A 26,335-nucleotide genomic window follows, 5' to 3' on the forward strand; every position below is an offset into this window, starting at 1 on the left:
GCGTCAGGGTCACCAGGCCGCAGTGCACGTCAGCCCTGAGGGCATGAAATCAGCCCTGGACGCATGAAAAAAAGAACGCCACCATTTCTGGTGACGCTCTTTTCGAATTTGGTGGGCGCACAAGGACTCGAACCTTGGACCCGCTGATTAAGAGTCAGCTGCTCTACCAACTGAGCTATGCGCCCGCATCGTGCGGTGCGCGGCTTATAACAAGGGAAAGCGGGGTCTGCCAAGAGGGTTTTTCGATGTCCCGTGAATTTTTTCCGACGCCCTGAATTTCCCAGTTGTTTTCAATAGCCCTCCAGCCCGGGTTGGCGGCGCAGCTGGACGTCGCGGTGGGTGTTCACGCAGGCGAGCAGGCCGAAGGCGATCATCAGGGTCATCATCTGTGTGCCGCCATACGAGACCATGGGCAGCGGCACGCCCACCACCGGGATCAGCCCCATCACCATGGCGATGTTGATGAAGTAATAGAGGAAGAAGGTCGTGCCCACGCCTGTCGCCACCAGCCGCCCGAACACCGTGCGGGCCCTGAGCGAGACCGAGAGCGCATAGAGCACCACCGACACGAACAGCAGCAGCAGCAGGATGCCGCCGATCAGGCCGAATTCTTCGGCATACATGGTGAAGATGAAATCGGTCTGCTTCTCGGGCAGAAAGCTCAGATGGCTCTGGGTGCCCTGCATGAAGCCCTTGCCGGTGATGCCGCCGGAACCGAGCGCGATCTTGGACTGGGTGATGTGATAGCCGGCGCCCAGCGGATCGCGCGACGGGTCCATGAAGGTCAGAACGCGCTGGCGCTGGTATTCATGCAGCATCGACCAGCCGACCGGCAGCGAGGCGCCGAACAGCGCCAGCACCACCAGGAATTTCCAGGCCCGCACCCCCGCCACGAAGAAGGTCGCCCCCGCCCCCAGAATGAGCATGCCGGTGGTGCCGAGATCGGGCTGGCGCAGCACCAGCAGCGACGGGGCGGCCACCATCGCCAGCGGCAGCAGCAGGGTGACCGGCCGGCGGATGTCCTCGGCGGTGCAGCCGTGGAAATAGCGGGCCAGCGCCAGCACGATGGCGATCTTCATCACCTCCGACGGCTGGATCTGAAAGAATCCGAGGTCGATCCAGCGCTGCGCGCCCATGCCGATATCGCCCATGATCTCCACGGCCACCAGCAGCAGCAGTGCCACGCCATAAAGAGGATAGGACAGCTTCAGCCAGAGTTTCAGATCGGTCAATCCGATCACGACCATCAGCACCACGCCCGCGGCGAACCGCGCCATCTGCGCATCCGCCCAGGGTTCGAGACTGCCGTTCGCTGCGGAATAGAGAACCAGGAAACCGGTGCCGGCGACCATGGTCAGCAGCACCAGAAGCCCCCAGCCGAAAGAGCGGATGCGCTGGGCAAGTCCCAGGCTGGCCGGGGCGGAATGATCATGCAGGCTCATGTCGCCTCCCCTTCCGGTGAACGGCCGGGCCCGCGGGCGACGCGGTCGGGCCGCAGGCGTGCGGGTGCGGCAGGCTGCGGTTGCGGCGCCGGCGGCCGGTTGCCGCGGCGCTCGCGCTCGGCGCCGAGGGCAATCGTCGCCCGCAGGATGTCGGCCACCACCGGGGCCGCGACGCCACTGCCGCTGCCGCCATGTTCGATGATGCAGGAACAGGCATAGCGCGGCGCGCTGAGCGGCGCATAGCCCACGAACAGCGCATGGTCGCGTTCAAGCCAGGGCACGTCCGCCGCCTTGTAGCGGCCGCTCTCGCGTTCCGCCCGGGTGATGCGCCGCACCTGGGCGGTGCCGGTCTTGCCGGCATAGGCATAGGCCGGGTCCTCGATCATCGCCTTGTGCGCGGTGCCGCGGCGGTTGTTGACCACCCGGCGCATGCCTTCCAGCACCAGTTCCATATGGCCGCGATCGATGCCCATCGTGTCGGCCAGCTGAATGCCGCTCTCGGGCAGCGGCACGGCCGGATCCAGCCCCGTGCCACCCGCCGGTGCCGCCACGTTCCAGAGCTGCGCCCCGGCCGCACGGGCATCGTCGATCTCGCGATAGAGCCGGGGCACCACCGCGCGGCCGCCATTGGCAAGCCGCGCCGTCATGACCGCCAGCTGAAGCGGGGTCGACAGGACATAGCCCTGGCCGATGCCGGCGATCAGCGTCTCGCCCTGGGTCCAGCCGCGGCCGCGAGCGGCCATTTTCCAGTCCTTGGTCGGCATCAATCCCGGGCGTTCCCCCGGCAGGCCGATCTGCAGGCGCTGGCCCAGACCGAAGCGCTGGCCCATGGCGGCGATCGCATCGATGCCGACCCGTCGGGCGATGTCGTAGAAGAACACGTCGCAGGACTGGGAAATCGCCTCGACGACACCGACCTCGCCATGGCCGCCGCGCCGCCAGCAATGGAAGCGGTTGTCGCCCATGTCCAGATGGCCGGGGCAGAAGACGGTGTGGTCGCGCGGGATCACGCCGGCTTCCAGCGCCGCCAGCGCCACCACCATCTTGAAGGTGGAGCCCGGCGGGTACTGGCCGCCCAGCGCCTTGTTGATCAGCGGCGCCCGCGGATTGGAGGTCAGCTCCGTCCACTCGGCCATGGAGATGCCGCGATCGAAGAGCATCGGGTCGAAGGTCGGCACCGAGGCCGCCGCCAGGATATCGCCCGAATGAATGTCCATCACCACCGCGGCCGCGCTGTCGAAGGCGAGCCGGGCGGTGGTGAAGGTCTGCAGATCGGCATCGATGGTCAGCTGGACATCGTCGCCCGGCACACCTTCGGCCCGGTCCAGTTCGCGGATCTCGCGGCCATAGGCATTGACCTCCACCCGGATGGTGCCGGCGCGGCCGCGCAGCCGCGGCTCCGCCGCCCGCTCGATCCCCGATTTGCCGATCCGGAAATCGGGCAATTCCAGCAGCGGGTCGCCGTCCAGATCCTTCTCGGCCGGGGCGCCGACATAGCCGATGATATGGGCCATGGTGGCGCCCATCGGATATTCGCGGGCAAGGCCGACATCGATCATCACGCCGGCCAGATCCGGCCCGTTGACCTCGACCTTGGCGACCTCGTCCCAGGTCAGGTTGTCGCGCACCGGCAGGGCCGAGAACCGCCGCCGCCGTTCCGCCTCGCGCACCACCCGGGCCTGAACGTCCTCGGGCAGTGTCACGAGCCGCGAGAGCTGGGAGAGGACCTGTTCCAGATCCACCGCCTGTTCGGGCACGACCAGCAGGCGGTAATTTTCGCGGTTGAGCGCCAGCGGCCGGCCGTCGCGATCGAAGATCCGGCCACGCGGCGGCGCCAGCAGGCGCAGGCTGATCCGGTTGTCGTCGGCCAGCGTCTTGTAGCGGTCGGCTTCGGCCACCTGCAGATACCACATCCGCGCGCCCAGCACGCCGGTCAGCGCCAGCTGGGCGCCGCCCAGCAGCAGGGTGCGGCGGGTGATGAGCCGGTGGCGGTTCTGTTCGTCACGCATGGAGCAGGGCACCGAAGGTCGACGCGCAGAGGAAGGGCGCTGCGCCGCCGGGGGCCGGTCCGGGCCGGCCCCCGTGAAGATAGGATCACTGCCGGCGCAGCGCCAGCGCATGGATCTGGCCAAGCAGCCATGCGGCAGGCGGATAGGCGGCAACGCTCGCCATCCACTGTGCCACCGCCGGTGCCGGCGACAGCACCGACCAGGCATAGATCATGGTGGTGACCCACACCAGGCTGCAGGCGACCAGTGCCACCGCCGCAAAAGCCGCCCAGATCAGCAGGAACGACTTGCCGCGGAAGACTTTCCGCTGGCTGACCAGGATCGCCCGGACCACCAGCAGCACCAGTGCCGTCTGGCCGAACGGTCCCCAGCCGATCGCATCCTCCACCAGCCCCAGAATGAAGACCGACCAGTAGGGCAGCCGGTCCGGGCGGTAGATGCTCCAATAGGTCACCGCGATCAGCACCGGCCAGGGCACCATGGCGGTGCCCCCCAGGCGCGACCAGGGCGCTGCGGCGATGAGCACGAAAGCAAGGCTCACCAGGAAGGGCACCGAAGCCCGGACCTGGCGGTCAAGCTTCTGCAACAGCGTGTCGTTCATGCCCCTCCGCCGGCCGTCACTGGCTGCCGGCCGGTGCCGGTGCCACCGGCAGGGCCGGCGAAACCTCGGGCGCCCCTTCCGGATGCAGCTCGGTGCCGAGCAGGATGCGCACGAAATCCAGCCGCCGCCAGTCCACGAAGGGTTCGACCCGGATCTGGCCCTCCTCGACCGAGATCACCCGGCCGACGGCAAGCCCGGGCGGAAAGATGCCGCCCTCGCCCGAGGTCACCACCCGCGCGCCCACATCGGGCACCACATGCGGCGGCAGATAGGCAAGCGCCGGGCGCGGCGAATTGTCGCCGGCCAGTATGGCCCGCTGGGCGGCCCCGTCCGGGGTTTCCACCGTCACCGGCACGCGGCTGTTCAGGTCCGAGAGCAGCAGCAGACGCGACGAGGTCTCGCCCACTTGGATCACGCGCCCGACCAGACCGGCCGAGGTGACGGCGATGCCGTCGCGGGCCATGCCGTCGCGGGCACCGGCGGAAATCAGCAGGGTGCGCACGAAGGGCCCGCCGGTATCGGCCAGAATCCGGGCCGACAGGAAGCGCTGTTCCGGGTCTGGCACCACGCCCAGCTGCCGGCGCAGGGCCGTATTCTCGGCCGCAAGCCTGAGTGCCACCTGCTCCCAATGGCGCAGGCGCTCGTTCTGTTCGGTCAGCCGGGCATTCTCGGCGGCAAGATCGGTCAGGGTGCCGATCCGGTCGGTCAGCCCGGTCAGGCTGGCGACCGGGCGCGAGAACAATTCCAGCGCCGGCATCGAGGCGTCGGCGATGGCGGTCCGCAGATCGGTGACGGGCACGACGTCGAAACGCGTCGCGATCATCAGGCCGACGGACCCCACCACCAGCGCTCCGAAAGCGAAGCGATGGGCGAGCTGTCTGAGTGGCTGAGCCACGGCGCGGCCGTATCCGAGCGGCTTCACCGGAGCGTACTCCCCAAGGCTGAGGGGCTGGACTGGCCTTCAAGCATGACATGACGACGGCCGGGACGCCATGGTCCGGACATCATCATGACCGCAGGGCAGGTCTTCCCGGATTGCGGGCATGGGGCGCGCGTCCCCGGAAAGACCTTGAGAAGCGGGTACCCACAGGCAGGTCGCCGGTCAGTACTGCTCGTAGAGAACGTGCTTGAGCTTCTTCATCTCTTCGAGCGCCCGGCCGGTGCCCAGCGCCACGCAGGAGAGCGGGTCATCGGCGATCGAGACCGGCAGGCCGGTCGCATTGCGCAGCACCAGATCCAGATTGCCGAGCAGCGCCCCGCCACCGGTCAGCACGATGCCCTTGTCGACGATGTCGGCGGCGAGTTCGGGGGCGGTATGTTCCAGCGCCACCTTCACCGACTCGACGATCTGCCCCACCGGCTCGGCCAGGCTTTCGGCGATCTGGCGCTCGGTGATCACGATCTCGCGCGGCACGCCGTGCATCAGGTCGCGCCCCTTGATCTGCAGCACCTTGCCGTCGCCATCGGCCGGCGGGCAGGCGGAACCCACCTCGGTCTTGATCCGCTCGGCGCTCGATTCGCCGATCAGCAGGTTATGATTGCGGCGGATATAGGCGATGATCGCCTCGTCCATCTTGTCGCCGCCCACGCGCACCGACCGCGAATAGACGATGCCGCCCAACGACAGCACCGCCACCTCGGTGGTGCCGCCGCCGATATCGACCACCATCGAACCGGTGGGCTCGGTGACCGGCAGGCCGGCACCGATCGCGGCGGCCATCGGCTCTTCGATCAGGAACACCCGGCGCGCACCCGCGCTTTCGGCCGATTCCTGAATGGCGCGACGCTCCACCGCGGTCGAACCCGAGGGCACGCAGACGATGATCTGCGGGCTCGCAAAGGTGCGACGGTTGTGCACCTTGCGGATGAAGTGCTTGATCATCTCTTCGGCAACTTCGAAATCCGCGATCACGCCGTCACGCAGCGGGCGGATCGCTTCGATATTGCCGGGTGTGCGGCCGAGCATCAGCTTGGCCTCTTCGCCCACGGCGAGGACCTGCTTCTTGCCCTTGACGTTCATGATCGCAACCACCGACGGCTCGTTGAGCACGATACCCCGGCCCTTCACGTAGACGAGCGTGTTGGCGGTGCCGAGGTCGATGGCCATGTCGGCCGAGAGAATGCCGAGGAGGCTCGAAAACATGTAGCTGGCTTTGCTCGCTGGATCTGACTGTCAGTGCCCGGACCGGGGGTGCGCCGGCGGCGTCGAAGCCTGCGCCCCGGCCACCGTCCGGGCTGCGCGCAAGGGTCTGCGCACTCTGGGACGGACGGGGGCGAACGCGGCGAGATTACGCCACAAACCGCACCGCATTGAAACCGTCAATTCGGTGTCGGCGCATCGAACGCGACGACGCCCGCACAGGGAACGGGCGGGGCCGTTCCCGGGCGGGCGTCGTGTCCGGCGGGGGCGCCGAAACGGGAAAGTCGGGCGTGATCAGATGGCGGCGCTGCGGATCGACGGATCCGCCGCCTCTTCCGGTGCATCCGCCGCCTTCTCCAGCAGTTTGGCGAGGGCGTTCACATAGGCGCTGGCCGAGGCGACCACGGTGTCGGGATCGGCGCCGATACCGCCATGGCTGCGGCCGCGGGCGCCGAGACGTACGGTCACGCGCGCCTGGGCATCGGTGCCTTCGGTCACGGCATGAACCTGGTAGAGCTGGAGCACCGCCTCGTGCGGGATCGCCTGACCGATGGCGTTGAAAGCCGCATCCACCGGGCCGTTGCCGCCGGCGCTGGCAGAGCGGGCAACGCCGTTCTGCTCGATGGTGATGGTCGCGACATGGTCGACGCCGATGCCGCAGGCCACGGACAGCGCAGTCAGCTTCAGGCTTTCACCCTCATGCCCGGCGCCATCGGAGACCAGGGCGACCAGATCATCGTCGAACACGGTCTTCTTGCGGTCGGCCAGGTCCTTGAAGCGACGGAACGCATCTTCCAGCGCGTTGTCGCCCAGCTCGAAACCCAGCTCCTTCAGCTTGGTCTTGAAGGCATGGCGGCCGGAATGCTTGCCCATCACCAGCGACGACTTGTTCACGCCCACCGATTCCGGGGTCATGATCTCGTAGGTCTGGGCATTCTTCAGCATGCCGTCCTGATGGATGCCGCTTTCATGCGCGAAGGCGTTCCGGCCCACGATCGACTTGTTGTACTGGATCGGGAAGCCGGTGACCGACGAGACCAGCTGCGAGGCCTGGGTGATCAGGGTGGTGTCAATGCCGGTGCCCACACCCATCAGATCGGCGCGGGTGCGCATCGCCATCACGATCTCTTCCAGCGCCGCATTGCCCGCGCGCTCGCCGATGCCGTTGACGGTGCATTCCACCTGACGGGCCCCCGCCGAAACCGCAGCCAGCGAGTTCGCCACCGCCAGCCCCAGATCGTTATGGCAATGCGCCGACAGGATCGCCTTGTCGATGTTCGGCACATTGTTCCGGATCGCGCGGATCAGGCCGATATATTCCTCGGGCATGGTATAGCCCACGGTATCGGGCACGTTGATGGTGGTGGCACCGTTGGCGATCGCCACCTCGATGGCCCGGTACAGGAATTCAGGCTCGGTACGGGTGCCGTCTTCGCAGGACCATTCGACGTCGTCGGTGAAGCGGCGCGCGAAGGAGACGCTGTCGGCGATCGCCTCCAGCACCTGCGCCTCGTCCATGTTCAGCTTGAACTTGCGGTGCAGCGGGCTGGTGGAGATGAAGGTGTGGATGCGGCGGCGGCGGGCCGGCTTCAGCGCCTCGGCCGCGCGCTCGATATCGGCATGCTTCGCGCGCGCCAGGCTGCAGATCACCGCCTCACGCGAGCGCTCGGCGATCTTGTAGACCGATTCGAAGTCGCCGTTCGAGGCGATGGCAAAACCGGCCTCGATCACGTCGACGCCCAGGCGCTCCAGCATCTCGGCGACGCGCAGCTTCTCGTCCAGCGTCATGGAAGCGCCGGGGCACTGCTCGCCGTCGCGCAGCGTGGTGTCGAAAATCACGACACGGTCACCGGCATTGACCTCGGCGGCACGGGTGGTGTCGACCGGCTGACGGGCGGGATTGGTCTCGGTGGTCATCGGGAACTGCCTTGCTTCGAAGAGAGACGGGCCGGGGCCGCGGGCGATGCGGATGAGGATGGGCCCGGACGGGAGCGGCACGCACCGGCATCCTGCGCCGGGCATGCGGATCTGTCTCTTGTCCCCTGAGCGTGTGTCACCCGCGGTTTACGCAAGTGACCGTACGGCGCTCAGGGGCCGATAAGTCGAAGCGAAAGGGCAAGGCCAAGGAGGATGACGATCACGCCACCGGAGGCCATCAGGAACAGCTCCGCGCGCCGCGCCTCGGCACGTGCAATCACCGCTGCCCGCGCGGTGGCGCGGCGGCGTGCGGCAATGGCGGTGTGGCGCGGATCGTCGTACATCTGCTTCCGGGTTCCCGGCTGTCTGGTCCTGGTGGGTGTCTGGTCCCGGCGGTGCGTCACCGCCGTCGCGTAAGGCTCATACGGATGGTGGCATCTTATGGACCACGTCTGACCGCATGATGGCCGACATCGCGACGCTTGTCGACCGGGTATTCCGGCTTTCCGTGACCGATCCGGTTCAGACCCGATCGATAACAGTGTGATTGACCTTATGCGCAGGTCGAGCACAGTGTCCAGGGAGAAATGCGAAATCCCGATGTTTTGTGTCGGATTTCCCGAAACCAGGGCAACTTTCTTGTCCTAATTGCCGGATCGCAGCGCCGGACCGATCAATCCCCGCGCCGGATAAAGGGCGCGAGTTTCAGCCGGGTGCGATGGGGGGCCCCGGCCGTGCCGCCTTCCGGTGTGCGGCCGCGGAAATAGTCTTTCTGCCACCCCACCCGGCGTTCACTGCTGGCCTCGTCACCCAAGGCTTCGATGAAGGCCGACCGGCCGGCGACGAAGGCGGCGTGGGCGCGTTCGGTGTCGGGTTCGCTCGCGATCGGGCGGATCTCGGGGCGCATCGCCTCAAGCAGCGCCGGCAGCACCGGCACGATGGCGGCGAAGGGCTCGCCCGTCTCGAACCGCACCGGCGTGTTCACGCGGGTGAAGCGCCAGTTCATGGTGAAGCCGAAGGGCGACCAGCCGGTTTCCACCAGCCCCTGAAGGGCCGCGATCGCATCCTTGGGCCGGTTGACCGGCCCCTGCACCATCAGCGCCACCTCGGGTGCCGTGCGAAACAGCCAGGGGACGTGGAAGGTCAGGATGCCCGATCCGAAATGCCCGACCGCAGGCACCGCCGCCGCGGGGTCGTCGGGCGTCACCACCACCCCTGCCGGCGCCTCGTCCCCCGTCCAGACCGCGGTGAACCCGGCCGGGTTCAGCAGCTCCCACCCCCAGGCATTGGCGATGGCGAGCGGCAGGCAGCGATAGGCGAAGCCCTGGGGGGTGGCGTCCATCCATGGCCGGTCCACCGGTGCCGGCCGGATGGCCGGCCCGTCGGCGCCCAGGGAAAAGGCGGTCAACCGGGTGATGTCGTCAGCGTCGCTCATGGGCCCAAAGACTAGCGTCTTCAGGCCAGCAGCACCAGCAGCACGCCCAGGATCACCGCCAGGCTTCCGGGGATGTCGGCAGCCCTGGGCGTCTCGCCCAGCAGCAGACGGCCCATGATGACGGTGAAGACCAGTTCCACCTGACCGAAGGCGCGCACCAGCGCCGCGGTTTCCAGGGTCATCGCCCAGGCCCAGCCGGCCGAGCCGGTGACGCTGAGCAGGCCCACCAGCGAGGAACTCCGCCAGGTGCGGAACACGGCGGTGAAGGTGGCGGGCTCACGCGCCAGCAGCCAGCCCCCCATCAACACGGCCTGGATCGAGTTCATCACCGCCAGCGTCGCGATCGCCCGCGGGAAGGCATCGCCCTGCCCCAACTCCAGCGCGCCCGCCCGGATGCAGACCGAGGCGACGGCGAACATGGCGCCCGCCCCCAGCCCGTAAAGCGCCGCCCGGTCGCCGGCGCCGCGCGCCAGTGCTTTCAGCCCCTCGCGATTGCCGCGAGTGGCCAGCGCCACCACGCCGGCCATGCAGACCAGGATGCCGGCCCATGCCGTGGCGCCCAGCGCCTCGCCCAGCACCGCCCAGCCGACCAGGGCCACGATCACCGTCTCGGCCTTGGAATAGACCGTGCCGACCGCGAAGCCGCGGGCGCCGAAGGACATGATCAGCAGGTTGGTTCCCAGGATCTGGGCGATGCCGGCCAGGGCGCACCAGCCGGCATGGGCCAGCGTCAGATCCGGCACGCCGGCAGGCGAGGCCGCCACGATCCCCAGGGCCGCGAGCGAGACCGGCGCACCATAGGCATAGCGCACGAAGCCTGCGCCCTGAACGCTCAGCAGCCCGCGCAGCCGCTGCTGAAGCGCCGTGCGCGACGCCTGCAGCGCGGCCGCGGCCGCCGTGACCACCACCCAGGTTTCGACCATGCCCTTGCCCTGCCCTCATCCGGTTGTTATGGACATTGGTATACCATTGCGCCTGATATTGGTATACCATGCGAATCCTGCGGGCCAGACCCGCAATTCCCGCGCGGGTGTCGCGTCATGATCTGCACGTATTCTGTGCGGCTCGGGCGCCGGATGGCGACAACAGCCCAGGCTGCCATCGCAGCCCCGCCATCCTCGGACCGTCAGACGGCCATGACCATGGCTGGCCGCATCCCCCCACTCCGGAGCGGGTGCATGGCCCCGGCCGGTCAGCCAGCCGCCGTCGCCGGATGCCGTGCGCGCATTCACCATTTCGGCACCAGAGATCATGACCGGCATCGCTCCCCCCGCGGCCGGCGCACAGACCCCGTTCGTGCGCGAGGCCCCGTTCATGCGCGAGGTAAGGGCAACCTTCGCCCTCGCCTGGCCAATCGTGCTGACCAACCTTGCCCAGATGGCGATCACCACCACCGACGTGCTGGTGATCGGCCGGCTGGGCCCCGAGGCGCTGGCGGCCGCTACCCTCGGCGCCAATCTCTATTTCGCGCTGTTCATCTACGGCATGGGCCTCGCCATGGCCACCGCCCCGATGCTCGCCCAGGCGGTGGGTGCCAGGCTGGGCGTGGTGCGCGATCTCAGGCGCACCGTGCGCCAGGGTCTGTGGCTCTGCCTTGCCGTCTCGACCGCCTGGATCCTGGTGCTGGGCCAGACGGAGACGATCCTGCGGGCCATGGGCCAGTCGCCCGATCTTGCGGCTGCGGCTGCGGTCTATGTCGATACGCTGCGCTGGGGCATTCTGCCGGCGCTGTGGTTCGTGGTGCTGCGTAACTTCATCTCGGCGCTCGGCCGGCCCCGGTCGGCGATGGTGATCACCATCGGGGCGGTGCTGGTCAATGCCGTGCTCGATCTGGGCCTTGTGCTGGGGTATTTCGGCCTGCCGGCGCTGGGGCTGGAAGGGGCCGGCATCGCGAGCACGCTCGCCAACATCTTCCTGTTCGGCGCGCTGGCGCTGGTCACGCTGGCCGACCGCCGCTTCAGCCGCTTCGCGCTCTATGGCCGCTGGTGGCGGGCGGACTGGCCGCGGCTTCGCGAGATGCTGAAGATCGGCCTGCCGATCAGCCTGACCATGGGGTTCGAGGTGACGGTGTTCAACGCCGCCGCCTTCCTGATGGGGCTGATCGGCACCAACCAGCTCGCCGCCCACGCCATCGCGCTGCAACTGGCCGCCGTCACCTTCATGGTGCCGATGGGGGTGGCCCAGGCGGGCACCGTGCGGGTCGGCATCGCCGCCGGCCGGGGCGATGCCGGGCGGATCCGCGAAGCGGGCCGGGCCGCCATCCTGCTCGGCATCGGCTTCATGGCGCTTTCGGCGGTGGTGATGCTGACCATGCCCCGCACGTTGATCGGCTTCTTCCTGGACGGCAACGACCCGGCGGTGGCCGAGACCACGGCGATCGCGATCGGCTTCCTGGGGATCGCGGCCATCTTCCAGCTGGCCGACGGCGCCCAGGCGGTAGGGGCGGGCCTGCTCCGCGGGCTCAAGGACACCGCCATTCCCATGCTCTATGCCGGCTTCGGCTATTGGGGCGTGGGGCTGGGGGTGGGCTCAGGCCTCGCCTTCGGGCTGGGCATGGGCGGCACCGGGCTCTGGATCGGCCTGGCCTCAGGCCTCGCCACCGTGGCGGTGCTGATGCTCACGCGCTGGGCCCGGCGCCACCGGCTGGGGCTCGTCCCCGCCGGTGCCGGAAGCAGCCGCAGCGCGGAAACGTCCGACGCAATTCCCGAGGTCGCTTGATCCCGTCATAATTGAGGGCGTATAAATCGCCGATCACTCAACCATGGAGAGATCGGCGATGCCCTCCCCCGCTCCGCACACCGGTGCCGGCGATCGCCCGCGCCCGGCCGTGCTGGTCCTGGTGCGCGAGACCACGGCCGACGTCACCGCAATCGACGAGGCGCTCCACGCGCGCGGCGCCCGCCCCATCATCCGCCGCCCGGAAGCCCTCACCATCCGCATCAATGGCCGCCGGCCGGTGATCCTGGATGCCGATGGCAGCCCGCTCACCCCCGACGCCTGTCTGGGCTGGACCTCCCTTGCCGCCCGCGATGCCGGGCTCTGGCTGCTCAGGGCGCTGGAAATGGCCGGGATCCCGGTCATGAACCGGGCCGCGGTGCTCGATGCCGGCCAGTTGAAGCCCACACTCTCGCTTCGCCTCGCCGCCGCGGGCCTGCCCCATGCCCGCACCCTGATCGCAGGCGCCGATGCCGATCCCGACGCGCTGATCGCCGAACTCGGCCTGCCGATGGTGGTGAAGCCCTGTCTCGGCACCAAGGGGGGCGGGGTCGGGCCGCTCGGCGATCGCGCGGCGCTGGCGGGCCGCCTTGCCGCAGCCGGGGCCGAAAGACTGCCGCTTTACCTTCAGGAATTCCTGCCCAATGACGGCAGCGATCTGCGCATTCAATGCGTCGATCACCGGCCGGTCTATGCCTTCCGCCGCCATGCGGCACCGGGCGCTTTCGTCGCCAATCTTCATGCCGGCGGGCGGGCCGAGACTCTGACCAGCATTCCCCCTGCCCTTGCCCGGCTGGCCGCGGCCGCGGCGCGCGCGGTGGATGCACCGCTTGCCGGCGTCGACCTGATCGAGGTGCCGGGCCGCGGCCCGGTGATCCTGGAAGTCAACATGACCCCGGGCATCTACACCGCCGCCACGCTGGCCGGACCGGACCGGCCGGTGCTGGAACCCCTTGCCCGCCAGGCGGTCGACCTGCTGGCCCAGAGCCTGATCCGCCTGGCGGGCGGCAATATCCGGCGGAGGCAGGCGGCATGACGCGGGTTCAGCCCGTCCGTTGCGCAACCGCGGCAGAGCTGCTTTCGGGCATCGCCTGGCCGATTCGCGCGCGAGGGACGGCGCGGGCGCGCGGCCGCAGCATCGGCCAGGCCCTCGGCCCGGCGATCCGCGCCTTTCTGGACGAGGATGTCGCCCATCTGGACCGGCTGCGGCCCGAACCGCTCGGCCGCGAGGCCGCACGGCGGCTGGCGCTCGATTTCGCCGCCCCGATCGGCGGTCTTCTGCCCCAGGTGATGGCCGAGATCGAAGGCCTGGCCGAAGGCGCCGGCATCCCGGTCGTCGATGCACTGATCCTGCAGCTTCGGCGCGAACTTGCGGCCCCGGGTTCTGGGCCTGTGGTTGCGGGTTCCCCGCAGCCGGAAGACCGGTCGGGCGGGCTGGAAGGCTGCACCACCCTCGCCTTCACCGGCCCGGGCGGAAACTCGCTGATCGCCCAGACCGCCGATCTGCCCGGCGACATGGACGGGCTCGGCACCGTGCTCGACCTCGACGGCGACGGGCCGGGCGGCCGGTCGCTCGCCTGGGCGCCGCTCGGCCAGCTGGGGTTTCTGGGCGTCAACCAGGCCGGGCTCGCCATCGGCATCAACATGGTGGTCGCCCCCGGCTGGCAGGTGGCGCCACCGCCCTATCTGATCGTCCGCCATCTGCTGGGCCTCGGCGATGCCGATGCGGCCGAGGCGGCGATCATCCGGCTGCCGCGCGCCACCTCGCGCTGCTACACCCTGGCCGACCGGACAGGCCACCGGATGATCGAAACCACCATCGACGCCTGCCGGCGGCTCGATCCCGATCCGGAGACCCCCCAGGCGCGGCTGGCCCATTGCAACCACTACCTGCATCCCGATCTGGCGCCGCTCGACCGGGTGCCGGCCTGGTCGTCCACCCGGCTGCGGACGGCGCGGCTGGACGAGATCTTCGCCGAAAGCCCCTGGGCGGAGGGGGCTGCCGAAGCCGGAGATGCACGGGCCGTGCTCGCCGACCATGCCAATGCGCCGCTGTCGATCTGCGCCCATGGCCGCAACAGCCCGCGGCTGGGCCGCACGGTCGCGAGCGTGATCCTGGACCCCGCCGCCCGGCAGATGGCGGTCGCCCTCGGCACGGCCTGTGATACGGCCTTCACCACATATCGGCTGGAGGATACGTCATGGAACGGGTGATCCGGCTCCGCCTGGCGGTGCTCTTCCTGGAAAAATTCGCCGAAGCCGCCATCTTCCCCTTCATGGCCCTGCTGTTCGCCGAGCGCCTGGGGACCGGCACGGCCGGGCTGCTGATCTTCGCGGCCTTCGCGGGCGCGACGGTTGCGGGCATCTGGGCCGGGCATCTGGCCGATACCCGCGGCCGACGCCGGGTGCTGGTGCCGGCCGAAGCCGGCCGGGCACTGGCCGCCGCGGCACTGGCACTTGCGGTGCTGCCCGAAACCCGCGCGGGCGATCCGGTGCTCGCCGCCTGGATCGCCGCCCTGCCCTTCCTGGGCCTTGCCGTCGCCGCCGGCATTTCCACCCCCACCGCCGAGGCGACGGTGATCGACCTCGCAACGCCCGAACGGCGGCGGCGGATCTATGGCGCGGTCTACTGGGTGACCAATGTCGCGCGCGCCAGCGGCACGCTGGCCGGGGCTGCCGCCTATGGCGCCTGGTTCGGCTGGCTTCTGGCCGGCATCGCCGGCCTTGCCGCCGTCGTGACCCTGGCGCTGGCCGTGGCCCTGGTCGAGACCCGGCCGGTGGAGCGGCCCGCCCCCTTCCGTCCGGCCGAGATGCTGGCCGGCTATGCCGAGGTGCTGCGCGACCGGCTGTTTCTGCGCTATGCCGCAGGCGTGGCGCTCTCGCTGGCGGTGGCGGCCCAGCTGGCCCATTACGTGGCGGTGCGGCTTGGCAGCCTGCCCGGGACGATCCGGCTGATCGACTGGTCGGGCCTGCATCTGGTGCTCGACGGCCCCGGCCTGTTCGGCCTGCTGCGGATCGAAAACGGGCTGATGGTCGTGGCCCTGGCACCGCTGGTCCAGATCCTGGCCCGCGGGATGTCCGACACCAGCCGGCTGACCATCGGCTTCGCCCTTTTCGCCGCCGGCTTCTGGGTTCTGGGCTGGTCGACCGACGCCTGGCTGCTGATCGGCTTCACGGCGCTGTTTACCGTGGGCGAACTGCTCTACGCCCCGCCGAAGCTGGCACTGATGGCGGCGCTTGCGCCTGAAGCCGCGCGCAGCCGGGCGGCGGCGGTGATGAATCTGGGCTTCCGCCTGGCGCTGATGACCGGGGCTGCCGGCGTTGCCGCGGTGGGCCATGTGCCGCCCCAGGTGATGGCGGCGCTGTTCCTGGCCGGCGGCCTGCTGGCCGGCTGGCTGCTGGTCGATGTCGCCCGCCGTGTGAACGGTGCCGCGGTGCCCGGCCGGGTGGCCGGCGGATGACGGCCGGCACCGCGCCGGAACGGCCGGCCATGGCCTTCTGCCGCCCCGACGGCAGCGGCGGCAACCCCGCCCTGGTCCAGCTGGGTGGTGACGAAGAGGCGGCACGCGCCCTCGCCATAGGATATGGCGCCGAGGTCACCTGGCTTCAGCCCGATGCCCGGGCAGGCTGGCGGGCGCGCTTCTTCCTGCCCGAAGCCGAGATCAGCCTGTGCCTGCACGGACTGCTGGCCGGGGCGGTCCGGCTGTGGCGGGACGGACGGGCGCCGTATCGGGAGCTGATCATCGCCACCGCTGCCGGGCCGCAGACGGTCAACCCCATCCCGGCCGATCATCGTCCGCCCGGGGCGGCGATCCGGCTTGCGGGCAATCATCACCGGCCGGTCGACGGCGCCGCCGCATTGCGCCCCGACATCGCGTCTGCCACTGGTCTGGACGATCTCGGCACCTTCCCGCCGGCGCTTGCCGGTGCCGCCCGGCCCAAGCTCGTCCTGCGGCTGGCCGATCCGGCGCTGATCGACCGGGCGGTGCCCGACCCTGCCGCGGTCGCCCGGCTGGCCGGCCGCACCGGCGCCACGGGCCTTTATCTCTACGCCCCCGATCCTCGCGCCCCGATCAGCCCAACGGCGGATGGCGACCTGCGCATCCGCGCCCGACATTTCCCGGCGGGCCTCGGCATCGCCGAGGATCCGGCGACCGGTGGTGCGGCTGCTGCACCGCTGCTCGATCTGGAGCATCACGGGGCGGGACGGATCGATGCGGCCGTCATCGACCAGGGGCCCGGCACCGGCACCACCCGGCTCGGCATCCGGCGGATCGATCCAGCAGGGTCCATCTGGCTCGTCTCAGGGCGTGTCACTTTCTAAAGGCTTTCTTAAATTTCAGGCAATTATGATCGAGACGTGCGGATGCCGCCGGCATCCTGCCCCTGTGCATGAAAGGAGGGGAGATGTCGCGATCCTCGTCGATCCGGACCCGACTCACCTGGTCGAGCCTCGTCTCCGCGCTGCTGATCGCCGCTGCAGGCGGTGCCGGCATTCTGGGGCTGGTACGCTCCGATGACGGGCTTTCGGCGGTGACCCGGGTAACCGCAGCCGTGCGCCAGCAGATGCAGGGCGACATGATGCATGATGCCCTGCGCGCCGACGTGCTGATGGCCCTGCGCCTCGCACCCGATGCCCCGGCGGCGGACCGGGCAGCGGTCGCGGCCGATCTGGCCGAACATGCCGATATTTTCCGCACCGCAATGCATACCCTGCGCGATCTTGACGTATCGCCTGCCATCGCGGCGCAGCTTCCGGCGGTCGCCGCCGCCGTGGACGCGTATGTACGTGCCGCCGAGACGATCGTGTCCGCCGCAGGCCGGGACCGGGCTGCCGCCGAAGCGGGCTTCCCGGCCTTCCTCGACGCCTTCGGCGACCTTGAAACCCGCATGGGCACGCTCGGCGACGAGATCGAAGCGATCAGCGGCACCGTCGCCGCCGAGGCGCAGGCGGATAATGCGCGGCTGATGACCATCCTGCTGGTCACGGCCGGCTTCGCCACGCTGCTGGTGCTGTCGGTCAGCCTGATCATCGGCCGGGATGCCGGCCGGTCGATCGACCGCATGGCGCAGCGCATGACGGCGCTGGCGGCGGGCGACACCACCTCCGAGGTACCCGGCACCGGGCGGCGCGACGAGATCGGCCGCATGGCCCAGGCGGTAGAGGTCTTCCGCAACACCGCGCTCAGCAATGACCGGCTCACCGCCGAACGCGCCGAAGAGACCACCCGTCGCGAACGCCGCACGGCCGAGATCGAGACCGCCTGCCGGCGCTTCGACCACGAGGTGTCGGAGGCGCTGCGCCAGGTGATCGCGGCGGTCGCCGGCATGGAAGGAACGGCGCGCGAGATGCGCGGCCTCGCCGACGCCGCTACCAGCGATGCGGGCGAGGTCGGCCGCGTGTCCGAGGTGTCGGCGGCCAATGTGAAGGCGGCTGCCGAGGCGGCCGAGGCGCTGGCGGCCTCGATCGCCGATATCGGGCGCGAGACCGCGCGCAGCGGCGGGCTGGCGGCCGATGCCGCCCGTCAGGCCCGCGAGGCCAATGCCCAGATCACCACGCTCGCCGACGCCGCCAGTCGGATCGGCCAGGTGGTGGGCCTGATTTCAGAGATTGCCGAACAGACCAATCTTCTGGCGCTCAACGCCACGATCGAGGCGGCGCGCGCCGGCGACGCCGGCAAGGGCTTTGCGGTCGTCGCCTCGGAAGTGAAGCAGCTTGCCGACCAGACCGCCCGCGCCACCGCCGAGATCGCCGAGCGGATCGGCGGCATCCAGAGCGAAACCGGCCGGGTGGTGACGGTGATCGGCCGGATCGGCACCACCATCGGCGAGATCGACGGCATCACCGCCACCGTCGCCGCTGCGGTGCAACGGCAGGGCTCCGCCACCCACGAAATCGCCGGCCGGGTCGATCAGGCGGCCGCCGGCAGCCGCGACGTCTCGGCCGGCCTTGCCCGGGTCACCGGTGCCGTGCGCCGCACCGGCGATCAGGCGGCGGCCCTGCAGCAGGTGACCGACGATCTCGCCACCCGCGCCCGCGGGCTGAAGGGTCAGGTGGAGGGCTTCCTCGGCACCGTCAGAACCGCCTGACGCGCGCAGACAAGCGAAGGGCGCGGCCCCGTCTCCGGAGCCGCGCCCTTCGTTTATTCCAGCCCGTCCGTCACCCGACGGCCGGTACCGGGGTCAGCCTGCGTACTGGCCCTGCCGGCGCGGACGGCCTTCGCCGCCGCGCGCCTGCTGGCCCTGGGGCCGGTCGCCGCGCGGCGGGCGCGAAGAGCGCTGGGGCCGATCGCCGCGGAAGCCGTCGCCGCGGAAGCCGTCGCCCTGGGGCCGGTCGCCGCCCCGGAAGCCGTCACCACGGAAACCGTCGCCACGGGCGCCATCCCCCTGCGACCGGTCCGCATAGGGACGATCACCATGGGCGCGCTGCCCCTGACGCTGCGGGCGCTGCGGACGCGGGGCACCCTCGCCCCGCTCGCTGCGCTCACCCGGGCGGCCATGGCCACGACCGGCCGGACGGCCGACGCCGCCGCCGGGGCGGGCCTTGGAGGCCGGACGGCCGTTGCGCATCGGCTGACGCTGGGGCAGACGCTCGGGGGCGGAGGCGATCGATTCCGGCGTGCGCCGCTCGTCGATCGGCAGGGTCTGGCGGGTCAGACGCTCGATATCGCGCAGCAGGCCCAGCTCGTCATCGGCACAAAGCGTGATGGCGATGCCCTCGGCGCCGGCACGCGCGGTGCGGCCGATGCGGTGGACATAGCTCTCGGGCACGTCGGGCAGTTCGTAGTTGAACACATGGCTGACGCCCGAGACGTCGATGCCGCGCGCCGCGATATCGGTGGCGACCAGGATCCGCACCCGGCCGTCACGGAAACCGCCGAGGGCGCGTTCGCGCTGGCTCTGGCTCTTGTTGCCGTGGATGGCCGCGGCCGGCAGGCCGGCGACTTCAAGATCGTGTGCAACCCGGTCGGCGCCGCGCTTGGTGCGGGTGAAGACCAGGGCGCGGTGAACGCCTTCGCTCTCCAGCAGTTCGATCAGCACGCCGCGCTTGCGGGCAGGCTCGATGCGCACGACCCGCTGCTCGACGCGCTCGGCGGTGGTGGCAACCGGGGTCACCGACACTTCGATCGGGTCACGCAGCATCTCGCCGGCCAGCACGCCGATCTCCTTCGGCATGGTCGCCGAGAAGAACAGGCTCTGCCGACGGGTCGGCAGCTTGGCCAGAATGCGGCGGATCGGGATGATGAAGCCCAGATCGAGCATGTGATCGGCCTCGTCCAGCACCACCACCTCGGTGCGGTCGAGCTTCAGCGCGCCGCTGTCCAGATGGTCGACCAGACGGCCCGGCGTCGCCACCAGGATGTCGAGACCGCGGGCAATGGCACGGATCTGCGGGCCGGCGCTGACGCCGCCCACCACCACGGCCACATGAACGCGCATGTGACGGGCATAGGTCTTGATGTTGTCGGCGATCTGGGCGGCCAGCTCGCGCGTCGGCGCCAGGATCAGGCAGCGGGTGCGGCCCGGCATGTTGGCGCGGTTCCGGTCGGCGGCGATCCGGTTCAGGATCGGCAGCGCGAAGGCCGCGGTCTTGCCGGTGCCGGTCTGGGCGATACCCAGAAGGTCACGGCCCGCCACCAGATGCGGGATGGCCTGCTCCTGGATGGGGGTCGGCGTCACGTAGCCCGCCTGATCCAGGGCGCGAAGCAGCGTCTCGGACAGGCCAAGCTCGGAGAAATTGGTCAAGGGTCGGTCTTTCGAACGGGTGGCGCCGCCGCGACCGGCGGGCAGAAAGCCACGCCGGCTGCGGATATTCCGGCAGCCGGATAAGTAAGGGACGTGCCCCGCGTGCCTGGGCCAGTCATGGGCGTCCGCCGCAGATCGGCGCCAGGACGGCGAACCCGGCGCCCCTGGGGGAGACCGTTTGCGGTTCGTCACGCGGCCGGGGCGCCCGGCGGGTGGCAGGTCGCGGAGCAGTAAAGCCCGAACATGCCCGTTTGAGGTTTTATGGGTGACGGGCGGGACCGCCACCGATCGGATTGCCTGAGTAACACCCGCGGGTACCTGCCGCAAGTGCGAAATACCCGGGCCTGCCCTGCGTGGGGCGGGCCCGAATGCGCGAAGGCCCCGGTCGAGCGGTGCTCGGCCGGGGCCTTCGGAACTGGCGGAGGAGAAGGGATTCGAACCCTCGATAGGGCTTTAGACCCTATAACGGTTTAGCAAACCGCCGCCTTCAGCCACTCGGCCACCCCTCCACGGCAGGTCGTGCGTCTAGATAACCGTGCGTCATCGGCTTGTCAACGACAAGCGGGACGATCAATGCGCATCGCCCTCCGGAGCCTTGCCCAGCGCCTGATCCAGGTCGGCGATCAGATCCGCCGCCGCCTCGATTCCGACCGAAATCCTGAGCAGATCGTCGGGCACGGGGCTGTCCTTGCCCTCCACGCTCGCCCGGTGTTCGACCAGGCTTTCGACCCCACCGAGCGAGGTTGCGCGTGCGAAGAGGCGCAGACGCGCCGCAACCTCGACCGCCCGGTCGCGGCCGCCCGCCACCCGGATCGACAGCATGCCGCCGAAGCCGCCGGTCATCTGGCGCTGGGCGATCTCGTGCCCGGGAAAATCGGGCAGACCCGGATAGAGCACGGCGTCGAGCCGCGGGTCGCGCGCGAAATGCTGCGCGATGGCCAGCGCATTGGCCGAGGCGCGCTCCACCCGAAGCGCCAGGGTGCGCATGCCGCGCAGCAGCAGCCAGGCTTCGAACGGCCCCGGAACATTGCCCGACATCGACCGGAGCTGCCGCACCCGCGCCCAGAGCGGATCACCGGCCAGGGCCGGCGCCACCGTCAGCGTGCCGGCGAGCACGTCGGAATGGCCGTTCAGATACTTCGTCGCCGAATGCATCACGATATCGGCGCCGTGATCGATCGGCCGGGTCAGGATCGGGGTGGCGGCGGTCGAATCCACCGCCAGCACCGCCCCCGCACGATGGGCGAGCCGGGCCGCGCCCGCGATATCCGTAACCCCCCAGAGCGGGTTGGCCGGGCTTTCCACCCAGACCAGATCCGCCCCTTCATCGAGCGCTGCCGCCAGTGCCTGCTGATCGGTCATGTCGACGAAGGCGACGCCCAGCCCCGAGGGCCGGCCGACCTCGATCAGCCATTTGCGCAGGCCCCAGTACATGATCTCGGGCGCCACCACCCGCGCGCCCTTGGGCAGGGCCTGGAACAGCGTGACGGCAGCCGCCATGCCCGATGCGAAGACCAGGCTTTCCGCCCCGCCCTCAAGCTCGGTGAGGACGGCCTCGGGCGCGTCGTAATTGGGGTTGTCGGCCCGGGTGTAGACCCGCCCCCGCGGATAGGACAGATCCGCCGCCCGTTCATAGGTCGTGGCGGGATGGATCGGCGGCACCACCGCGCCGGTCGCGGGATCGACCTGCCCGGTGGCCCGGGCAGCAACGGTCGCGGGCGCAAGCGGACGCGCGGCGTCGGTCTTGTCGGTCACGGCCACTCCTTTCACAATGCGCATCCGGCCGGGGCAGAGACCGGACGACGCATCATATGTCGCCCCGATCCTGCGCCGGACAAGGCCTTGCCGTCCATCAGGCACCCATTTCAGGAGCCCCTGCCCCATGACCGCCACCGGCTTCCCCGCCCCTTCCGGCATCGCCGTCGACAGCCGCTTCGACGGCGGCAATGGCGATCTGATCGCCATCGGCACGGCCGGCGGCCGGACGGTGGTCGACCTCGCCATCCGCACCGATGCCGGCTGCAGCTTCCGCCAGTGGTTCCACGTCAGGCTGTCAGGTATTGCGGGCCGGCCGGTGACGGTGCGGCTGCTGAATGCCGGCAGCTGCACCTATCCCAAGGGCTTCGACGGCTATCGCCCGGTCGTCTCCACCGATCGCAGCCGCTGGACCCGGGTGCCGGGCCGTTACGACGGCCAGGTGCTGAGCCTGGATCTGGACCTTGATGCCGATCAGGTCGAACTGGCTTATTTCGCGCCCTACGACCTCTCGGCCCATGCCGATCTGGTGGCGCGGACCGGCAGCCGGCCGGGGGTGCGTCGGGTCCGCCTGGGCAGCACGGTCGACGGCCGGCCGCTCGACGCGCTTGCGATGGGGGCGTTCGACGGCACGCGGCCGGTCTGCTGGATCATCGGCCGCCAGCATCCGGGCGAGACCATGGCCAGCTGGTGGATGGAAGGCGCGCTCGACCGGCTGACCGACGCGGCCGACCCGGTGGCCGTGGGCCTGCGGGCTGCGGCCGATCTGGTGGTGGTGCCGAACATGAACCCGGATGGCAGCTTCCGCGGCCATCTGCGGGCCAATGCCGCCGGCGCCAATCTGAACCGGGAATGGGCGACCCCCACCCTGGCCCGCAGCCCCGAGGTGGCGGTGGTGCGCGCGGCCATGATCCAGACCGGCGTCGCCTTCTGCCTGGACGTTCATGGCGACGAGGCGCTGCCGCATAATTTCATCGCCGGCTTCGAGGGCATCCCCGATCTGCGCCCGGGGCAGCTGGACCTGCTGGCCCGCTATCGCGGCCGGCTGGACGAGGTGTCGCCGGACTTCCAGACCCGGATCGGCTATCCGGCGGCCCGGCCGCAGACCGGCGATCTGTCGATGTGCACCAACTGGGTCGCCAACAGTTTCGGCGCGCTGGCGATGACGCTGGAACAGCCGTTCAAGGATTGCGTCGAGGCGCCGGATGCGGAAGAAGGCTGGTCGCCCGCGGGCTGCCGGCGGCTGGCCCGCGCCTGCCTCGACGTCCTGGCCGAAATGGCCCCCACCCTCAAGACGGGACACGCCCGCTGATGCTCCCCACGCTCAACGGCATCAAGACCTGCGACACCTGCCGCAAGGCGGCCAAGGCTCTGGAAGCCGCAGGCCGCGCCCACCGCGTCCGCGACCTGCGCGACGACGCGCTCAAGGCCGAAGAGGCCGGCGTCTGGCTGGACCAGATCGGCGCCGAGCGGCTGGTCAACCGCCGCTCCACCACCTGGCGCAATCTGGGTGACGCCGACCGGGCCGTGGTCGAGGCGGCGATCGCGGGCAATGGCGACCGCGCAGCCCTGGCCGCCCTGCTCGCCCGCGAACCCACCCTGGTCAAGCGCCCGGTCTTCACCGACGAGGACGGCCGCATCATCGCCCTGGGCTTCGACGCCCCCGCCAAAGCCGCCCTCGGCATCTGAAACCCGGCAGGACCGGGAACGCCCCTGCCCCAAAAGCCAGGCACCGGCCACCCGAAGGTGGCCGGCGCAAGCCGCCATTGAGGCGGCGGCCAAGGCCACGGTAGTGGCCGCCCGGCGAGGGACTAACAGACTCCCGCCATTGAGGCGGCGGCCAAGGCCACGGTAGTGGCCGCCCGGCGAGGGATTAACAGACTCCCGCCATTGAGGCGGCGGCCAAGGGCGCGGGAGCGCCCGCTTGGGCCGAGGGACTAAAAGATTCCTCTCCCCTCCCCTCTCTCAATCAAACACCTGATCGGCCATGCTCCACGAGAAATCGGTCTTCATGGCGTTGCCGAACAGCGCCGGATCGTCGAAGGCCACCGGCTGGTCATAATTGGCGGGGTAGCTCGGCGTCTGACTCTGGGATCCGGCCGGATAGACCGCGGCCATGCCATGGCAGGTCATGCAGTTCGAGGTGATGCCCGACGGGATGCCGGGATTGGTCTCCAGATACGGGTTGTAGCAGACCAGCATCTGGCCGTTGACCTGCTGGGAATAGGCCGTGCACATGGCATAGGCGTTCCACGGCGCCGCCAGCGTCGCGGGCTGGCCGGTCATGGAGCCGGGGCCTTCCGAGGTCTCGAATTCAGACGTGCCCTGCCAGTAGAAGGTCTGCCAGGTCCAGGGATCCTGCTCCTTGGTGCTGACATGCATGGCGACCAGCACGGCCATGTCGCCGGCGGTGACGTTCGGGTTGGCGAAGCCCTGCGCCTGGGTCGCGGTCATCGCGAAGGCATAGAACATGCCGATCGGGGCGGTGTAATAGCTGCTGCAGCTGAGCTGCGGGTCCTGGAAGAAGCTGCCCGGGGTCGGGGCCGCCGAAAGTTTCGTCATGCCGGATGTCGCCGTGTTCGACGGGTCGACGATCACGCAGTCGTTCCAGTTCTGGACGTAATAACCCTGGGCAGGGTTGTTGTCGGTGTTGACCGCGCCGGTACCCTGCCAATAGGGCACCGCGGTGGGCGTTGCGGCCTTCACATAGCCGAAGACCGGTTTGGTCTCCATCCCGGTTTCGGGGAAGTCGCGCACGGCCCGGGCCCCGGTCGAGGTATTGGCCGGGAAGGCGGCGGCATAGGCCTGAAGGCTGCTGCCGTTGTTCACCTTGAAGGTACCGTAGGGGGTGACCTGCGGGGTGGAAACGAAGAGCGCCGTGGCATTGTCAAAGCGCTCGGTCTCGACGATCACCGATCCCTGGGATGCCGTCGCTTCCAGCGCGCGACGACCATGCGGGGTGTGGGAGAACTGGCGCGGAATCCTGAGCGGCCTGAGCTGCGGCAGGGCGACGCCACGCTCCAGCTGGCTTCGAACGGCGCCGAGCGTCTCGGCCTCTGCCGCGGTCTTGGTGCCGGTATTGCTCGTCTGGCCGAAGATCTGCGCCTCGGACACCCAGGTATCCCAGACCGGCAGATTGTTCTGGCCGGTCGGCTGGGTCATCGCCTGCCAGATATCCCAACCATGGCCGGTGATGGCCGTCTGGTTGTTCGCATCGACCCATTGTCCGATCACATAACCCGGGGTGGGGAAGTTGAAACCGCCGGGCATCGGCTGCGGGATCACTGCGCCGTCGGCAGCGGCTGCAGGGAGGGATGCGACCGTCAGGCCGCAGACTGCAAGGGCCGCACAAAGCGCGCGACCCGGCTGAAAACCAGCTTTCATGACACGCCCCATCTTCAGGTGTTTTTATGGCTTGTTGGTCACCTGATGATACGAGCCATCGTAGCTATAGGCGAGGAAGAAATTACCTATGGTTGATTTTATCGGATTCTGATTCCGAAAGAGCCACCAGATCGCTGCGTAACCGGCCAGCATCGCCATCGGCGAGCAGGGCTTCCGTCGCCGCATGGGCACGTTCCCAGACCGGCACCGCCCGCGCCAGCACGGCCATGCCGTCGGCTGTCAACCGCAGCAGCCGGCCGCGGCGGTCTTCGGGGTCGACCTCGCTTTCGATCAGGCCGCGGCGCTCCAGCGGCTTCAGATTGGCGGTGAGCGTGCTGTGATCCATCGCCAACAGGCTGGCGATATCGCCTTTACGCGGCGGCACCGGCCGGTTGAGCGACATCATCAGCGAAAACTGGCCATGGGTCAGCCCCACGGGCCGGAGCGCATCGTCGAAGCGCCGGGCCAGTGCCCGGGCCGCCCGCTGCACGTGCAGACAGAGACAGGCATCGCGTACCAGAAGCGTGGTTTCGAAGGGAACGACCGCAGGTTTTGACATGGCTCATCAAGGTTGATATCAAGGTAAAAAAGATCGCGACGTCAGTGCAGCCCTGGCATCACAGCAGGCGGCCCCGCCCGCATTTCCTGACGAGGATACCACGCATGCACACCGATCCAGCACCGGAACACGCCTGGCTTCGCCGTCTCGCCGGCCGGTGGCGCTACACCGCCGACTGCTTCATGGGCCCGGACCAGCCCCGCCAGACCTTCACCGGCACCGAGACCGCCCGCATGCTGGGCGATCTCTGGCTGATCGCCGAGGGCGAGGGTGAAATGCCGGGCGGCGGTACCGGCCGCAGTCTGCTGACCATCGGCTTCGATCCCGACCGGGGCGGCTATACCGGCACCTGGGTCGGATCGATGATGACCCGGCTCTGGGTTTACGAGGGCCATATGGACGGGAACGGCCGCGAGTTGACGCTTGCTGCCGAAGGGCCGGATTTCTCGGGCACCGGCACCGCTCTCTACCACGACATCCACCGGATCGAAAGCGACGACCGGCGGCTGGCCATCTCGAAGGTCCGCATGCCCGACGGCAGCTGGCAGGAATTCATGACCGCGGTCTATACCCGGGTCGCCGGCTGACCCGCGGATCGCCAGCCTGTCCGGCGGTCTCCGAAACCCGTATCA

Annotated in this window: 22 protein-coding genes and 2 tRNA genes; 9 read left to right on the plus strand and 15 right to left on the minus strand. The window is 69.4% G+C overall.

The genetic code is table 11. The features are described 5' to 3' along the window. Positions 1 to 109: 109 nt before the first annotated feature. The 10 genes from P7L68_RS21825 to P7L68_RS21870 form a co-directional block, all read right to left on the minus strand. Positions 110 to 185 (minus strand) — tRNA-Lys (locus tag P7L68_RS21825). Positions 186 to 290: 105 nt separating this feature from the next. Continuing rightward, positions 291 to 1,442, minus strand: a complete 1,152-nt coding sequence (gene rodA / locus P7L68_RS21830) for a rod shape-determining protein RodA (protein ID WP_372001624.1) — start codon at positions 1,440 to 1,442, stop codon at positions 291 to 293. Then, positions 1,439 to 3,451: a penicillin-binding protein 2 gene (mrdA, locus tag P7L68_RS21835; protein ID WP_372001626.1), complete on the minus strand. Its 2,013-nt coding sequence runs from the start codon at positions 3,449 to 3,451 to the stop codon at positions 1,439 to 1,441. Before mrdA ends, rodA begins: the two co-directional genes overlap by 4 nt. Positions 3,452 to 3,536: 85 nt before the next feature. Then, the gene (mreD, locus tag P7L68_RS21840) at positions 3,537 to 4,052 is read right to left on the minus strand and encodes a rod shape-determining protein MreD (protein ID WP_372001628.1); all 516 of its coding nucleotides are present in this window, start codon (positions 4,050 to 4,052) and stop codon (positions 3,537 to 3,539) included. 16 nt (positions 4,053 to 4,068) lie between these two features. Beyond that, entirely contained in the window at positions 4,069 to 4,974 is a 906-nt protein-coding gene (mreC, locus tag P7L68_RS21845) for a rod shape-determining protein MreC (protein ID WP_372001630.1), read from the minus strand. Positions 4,975 to 5,154: 180 nt separating this feature from the next. Further along, positions 5,155 to 6,195, minus strand: coding sequence for a rod shape-determining protein (locus P7L68_RS21850; RefSeq protein WP_014744280.1), 1,041 nt, complete (start codon positions 6,193 to 6,195; stop codon positions 5,155 to 5,157). Between the two features lie 291 nt (positions 6,196 to 6,486). Then, positions 6,487 to 8,109 carry a 2-isopropylmalate synthase gene (locus P7L68_RS21855; protein ID WP_372001632.1) on the minus strand — a complete coding sequence of 541 codons (1,623 nt, stop codon included), beginning with the start codon at positions 8,107 to 8,109 and terminating at the stop codon, positions 6,487 to 6,489. Positions 8,110 to 8,279: 170 nt separating this feature from the next. Continuing rightward, positions 8,280 to 8,453 carry a hypothetical protein gene (locus tag P7L68_RS21860; RefSeq protein WP_372001634.1) on the minus strand — a complete coding sequence of 58 codons (174 nt, stop codon included), beginning with the start codon at positions 8,451 to 8,453 and terminating at the stop codon, positions 8,280 to 8,282. A gap of 329 nt (positions 8,454 to 8,782) precedes the next feature. After that, positions 8,783 to 9,544 carry a DUF6065 family protein gene (locus P7L68_RS21865; RefSeq protein ID WP_372001635.1) on the minus strand — a complete coding sequence of 254 codons (762 nt, stop codon included), beginning with the start codon at positions 9,542 to 9,544 and terminating at the stop codon, positions 8,783 to 8,785. Positions 9,545 to 9,564: 20 nt separating this feature from the next. Then, a complete protein-coding gene (locus P7L68_RS21870; RefSeq protein ID WP_372001637.1) occupies positions 9,565 to 10,467 on the minus strand; it encodes an EamA family transporter in 903 nt (300 codons plus the stop codon). 295 nt (positions 10,468 to 10,762) lie between these two features. On the opposite strand from P7L68_RS21870, the gene P7L68_RS21875 reads away from it, so the two are divergent. From P7L68_RS21875 to P7L68_RS21900, 6 genes are all read left to right on the plus strand, one after another. After that, positions 10,763 to 12,262: an MATE family efflux transporter gene (locus tag P7L68_RS21875; RefSeq protein WP_372001638.1), complete on the plus strand. Its 1,500-nt coding sequence runs from the start codon at positions 10,763 to 10,765 to the stop codon at positions 12,260 to 12,262. Positions 12,263 to 12,320: 58 nt separating this feature from the next. Then, the gene (locus tag P7L68_RS21880) at positions 12,321 to 13,295 is read left to right on the plus strand and encodes a RimK family alpha-L-glutamate ligase (RefSeq protein ID WP_372001640.1); all 975 of its coding nucleotides are present in this window, start codon (positions 12,321 to 12,323) and stop codon (positions 13,293 to 13,295) included. Continuing rightward, a complete protein-coding gene (locus tag P7L68_RS21885; protein WP_372001642.1) occupies positions 13,292 to 14,473 on the plus strand; it encodes a C45 family autoproteolytic acyltransferase/hydolase in 1,182 nt (393 codons plus the stop codon). Before P7L68_RS21880 ends, P7L68_RS21885 begins: the two co-directional genes overlap by 4 nt. After that, positions 14,461 to 15,720 carry an MFS transporter gene (locus tag P7L68_RS21890; RefSeq protein WP_372001644.1) on the plus strand — a complete coding sequence of 420 codons (1,260 nt, stop codon included), beginning with the start codon at positions 14,461 to 14,463 and terminating at the stop codon, positions 15,718 to 15,720. The genes P7L68_RS21885 and P7L68_RS21890 overlap by 13 nt, the downstream gene beginning before the upstream one ends. Further along, positions 15,717 to 16,583 (plus strand): PhzF family phenazine biosynthesis protein, encoded by an 867-nt coding sequence (locus P7L68_RS21895; protein WP_372001646.1) that lies wholly within the window; start codon positions 15,717 to 15,719, stop codon positions 16,581 to 16,583. Before P7L68_RS21890 ends, P7L68_RS21895 begins: the two co-directional genes overlap by 4 nt. Before the next feature lie 83 nt (positions 16,584 to 16,666). Continuing rightward, positions 16,667 to 18,349 (plus strand): methyl-accepting chemotaxis protein, encoded by a 1,683-nt coding sequence (locus P7L68_RS21900; protein ID WP_372001647.1) that lies wholly within the window; start codon positions 16,667 to 16,669, stop codon positions 18,347 to 18,349. Between the two features lie 93 nt (positions 18,350 to 18,442). On the opposite strand, the gene P7L68_RS21905 is transcribed toward P7L68_RS21900, so the two are convergent. The 3 genes from P7L68_RS21905 to P7L68_RS21915 form a co-directional block, all read right to left on the minus strand. Beyond that, the gene (locus P7L68_RS21905; RefSeq protein ID WP_372001648.1) at positions 18,443 to 20,005 is read right to left on the minus strand and encodes a DEAD/DEAH box helicase; all 1,563 of its coding nucleotides are present in this window, start codon (positions 20,003 to 20,005) and stop codon (positions 18,443 to 18,445) included. A gap of 416 nt (positions 20,006 to 20,421) precedes the next feature. Beyond that, positions 20,422 to 20,514 (minus strand) — tRNA-Ser (locus P7L68_RS21910). Positions 20,515 to 20,575: 61 nt separating this feature from the next. Next, positions 20,576 to 21,760 (minus strand): PLP-dependent aspartate aminotransferase family protein, encoded by a 1,185-nt coding sequence (locus P7L68_RS21915; protein ID WP_372001650.1) that lies wholly within the window; start codon positions 21,758 to 21,760, stop codon positions 20,576 to 20,578. A 127-nt stretch (positions 21,761 to 21,887) separates the two neighbouring features. Here P7L68_RS21915 and P7L68_RS21920 point away from each other — a divergent pair, with 127 nt between their 5' ends. Next, on the plus strand, positions 21,888 to 23,072 hold the full coding sequence (locus tag P7L68_RS21920) for a M14-type cytosolic carboxypeptidase (protein WP_372001651.1): 1,185 nt from the start codon (positions 21,888 to 21,890) through the stop codon (positions 23,070 to 23,072). Further along, entirely contained in the window at positions 23,072 to 23,449 is a 378-nt protein-coding gene (locus P7L68_RS21925; protein WP_372001653.1) for an ArsC/Spx/MgsR family protein, read from the plus strand. The genes P7L68_RS21920 and P7L68_RS21925 overlap by 1 nt, the downstream gene beginning before the upstream one ends. A gap of 276 nt (positions 23,450 to 23,725) precedes the next feature. Here P7L68_RS21925 and P7L68_RS21930 read toward each other — a convergent pair whose 3' ends face one another. Together P7L68_RS21930 and P7L68_RS21935 are read right to left on the minus strand one after the other, a co-directional pair. Next, positions 23,726 to 25,144 carry a hypothetical protein gene (locus P7L68_RS21930; RefSeq protein ID WP_372001655.1) on the minus strand — a complete coding sequence of 473 codons (1,419 nt, stop codon included), beginning with the start codon at positions 25,142 to 25,144 and terminating at the stop codon, positions 23,726 to 23,728. 82 nt (positions 25,145 to 25,226) lie between these two features. Further along, positions 25,227 to 25,703, minus strand: coding sequence for a MarR family winged helix-turn-helix transcriptional regulator (locus P7L68_RS21935; protein WP_372001656.1), 477 nt, complete (start codon positions 25,701 to 25,703; stop codon positions 25,227 to 25,229). 104 nt (positions 25,704 to 25,807) lie between these two features. Between P7L68_RS21935 and P7L68_RS21940 the strand changes: the two genes are divergently transcribed. Further along, entirely contained in the window at positions 25,808 to 26,290 is a 483-nt protein-coding gene (locus tag P7L68_RS21940; protein ID WP_372001657.1) for a DUF1579 domain-containing protein, read from the plus strand. Positions 26,291 to 26,335: the final 45 nt, after the last annotated feature.

The sequence above is a fragment of the Tistrella mobilis genome (genome assembly GCF_041468085.1).
Classification (GTDB): Bacteria; Pseudomonadota; Alphaproteobacteria; order Tistrellales; family Tistrellaceae; genus Tistrella; species Tistrella mobilis_A.

Bases quoted from the DNA above. Each gene is read 5' to 3' on its own strand.
- rodA (WP_372001624.1), bottom strand. From the start codon at position 1,442: ATGAGCCTGCATGATCATTCCGCCCCGGCCAGCCTGGGACTTGCCCAG.
- mrdA (WP_372001626.1), bottom strand. From the start codon at position 3,451: ATGCGTGACGAACAGAACCGCCACCGGCTCATCACCCGCCGCACCCTG.
- mreD (WP_372001628.1), bottom strand. From the start codon at position 4,052: ATGAACGACACGCTGTTGCAGAAGCTTGACCGCCAGGTCCGGGCTTCG.
- P7L68_RS21850 (WP_014744280.1), bottom strand. From the start codon at position 6,195: ATGTTTTCGAGCCTCCTCGGCATTCTCTCGGCCGACATGGCCATCGAC.
- P7L68_RS21855 (WP_372001632.1), bottom strand. From the start codon at position 8,109: ATGACCACCGAGACCAATCCCGCCCGTCAGCCGGTCGACACCACCCGT.
- P7L68_RS21860 (WP_372001634.1), bottom strand. From the start codon at position 8,453: ATGTACGACGATCCGCGCCACACCGCCATTGCCGCACGCCGCCGCGCC.
- P7L68_RS21865 (WP_372001635.1), bottom strand. From the start codon at position 9,544: ATGAGCGACGCTGACGACATCACCCGGTTGACCGCCTTTTCCCTGGGC.
- P7L68_RS21870 (WP_372001637.1), bottom strand. From the start codon at position 10,467: ATGGTCGAAACCTGGGTGGTGGTCACGGCGGCCGCGGCCGCGCTGCAG.
- P7L68_RS21880 (WP_372001640.1), top strand. From the start codon at position 12,321: ATGCCCTCCCCCGCTCCGCACACCGGTGCCGGCGATCGCCCGCGCCCG.
- P7L68_RS21885 (WP_372001642.1), top strand. From the start codon at position 13,292: ATGACGCGGGTTCAGCCCGTCCGTTGCGCAACCGCGGCAGAGCTGCTT.
- P7L68_RS21890 (WP_372001644.1), top strand. From the start codon at position 14,461: ATGGAACGGGTGATCCGGCTCCGCCTGGCGGTGCTCTTCCTGGAAAAA.
- P7L68_RS21895 (WP_372001646.1), top strand. From the start codon at position 15,717: ATGACGGCCGGCACCGCGCCGGAACGGCCGGCCATGGCCTTCTGCCGC.
- P7L68_RS21900 (WP_372001647.1), top strand. From the start codon at position 16,667: ATGTCGCGATCCTCGTCGATCCGGACCCGACTCACCTGGTCGAGCCTC.
- P7L68_RS21920 (WP_372001651.1), top strand. From the start codon at position 21,888: ATGACCGCCACCGGCTTCCCCGCCCCTTCCGGCATCGCCGTCGACAGC.
- P7L68_RS21925 (WP_372001653.1), top strand. From the start codon at position 23,072: ATGCTCCCCACGCTCAACGGCATCAAGACCTGCGACACCTGCCGCAAG.
- P7L68_RS21930 (WP_372001655.1), bottom strand. From the start codon at position 25,144: ATGAAAGCTGGTTTTCAGCCGGGTCGCGCGCTTTGTGCGGCCCTTGCA.
- P7L68_RS21935 (WP_372001656.1), bottom strand. From the start codon at position 25,703: ATGTCAAAACCTGCGGTCGTTCCCTTCGAAACCACGCTTCTGGTACGC.
- P7L68_RS21940 (WP_372001657.1), top strand. From the start codon at position 25,808: ATGCACACCGATCCAGCACCGGAACACGCCTGGCTTCGCCGTCTCGCC.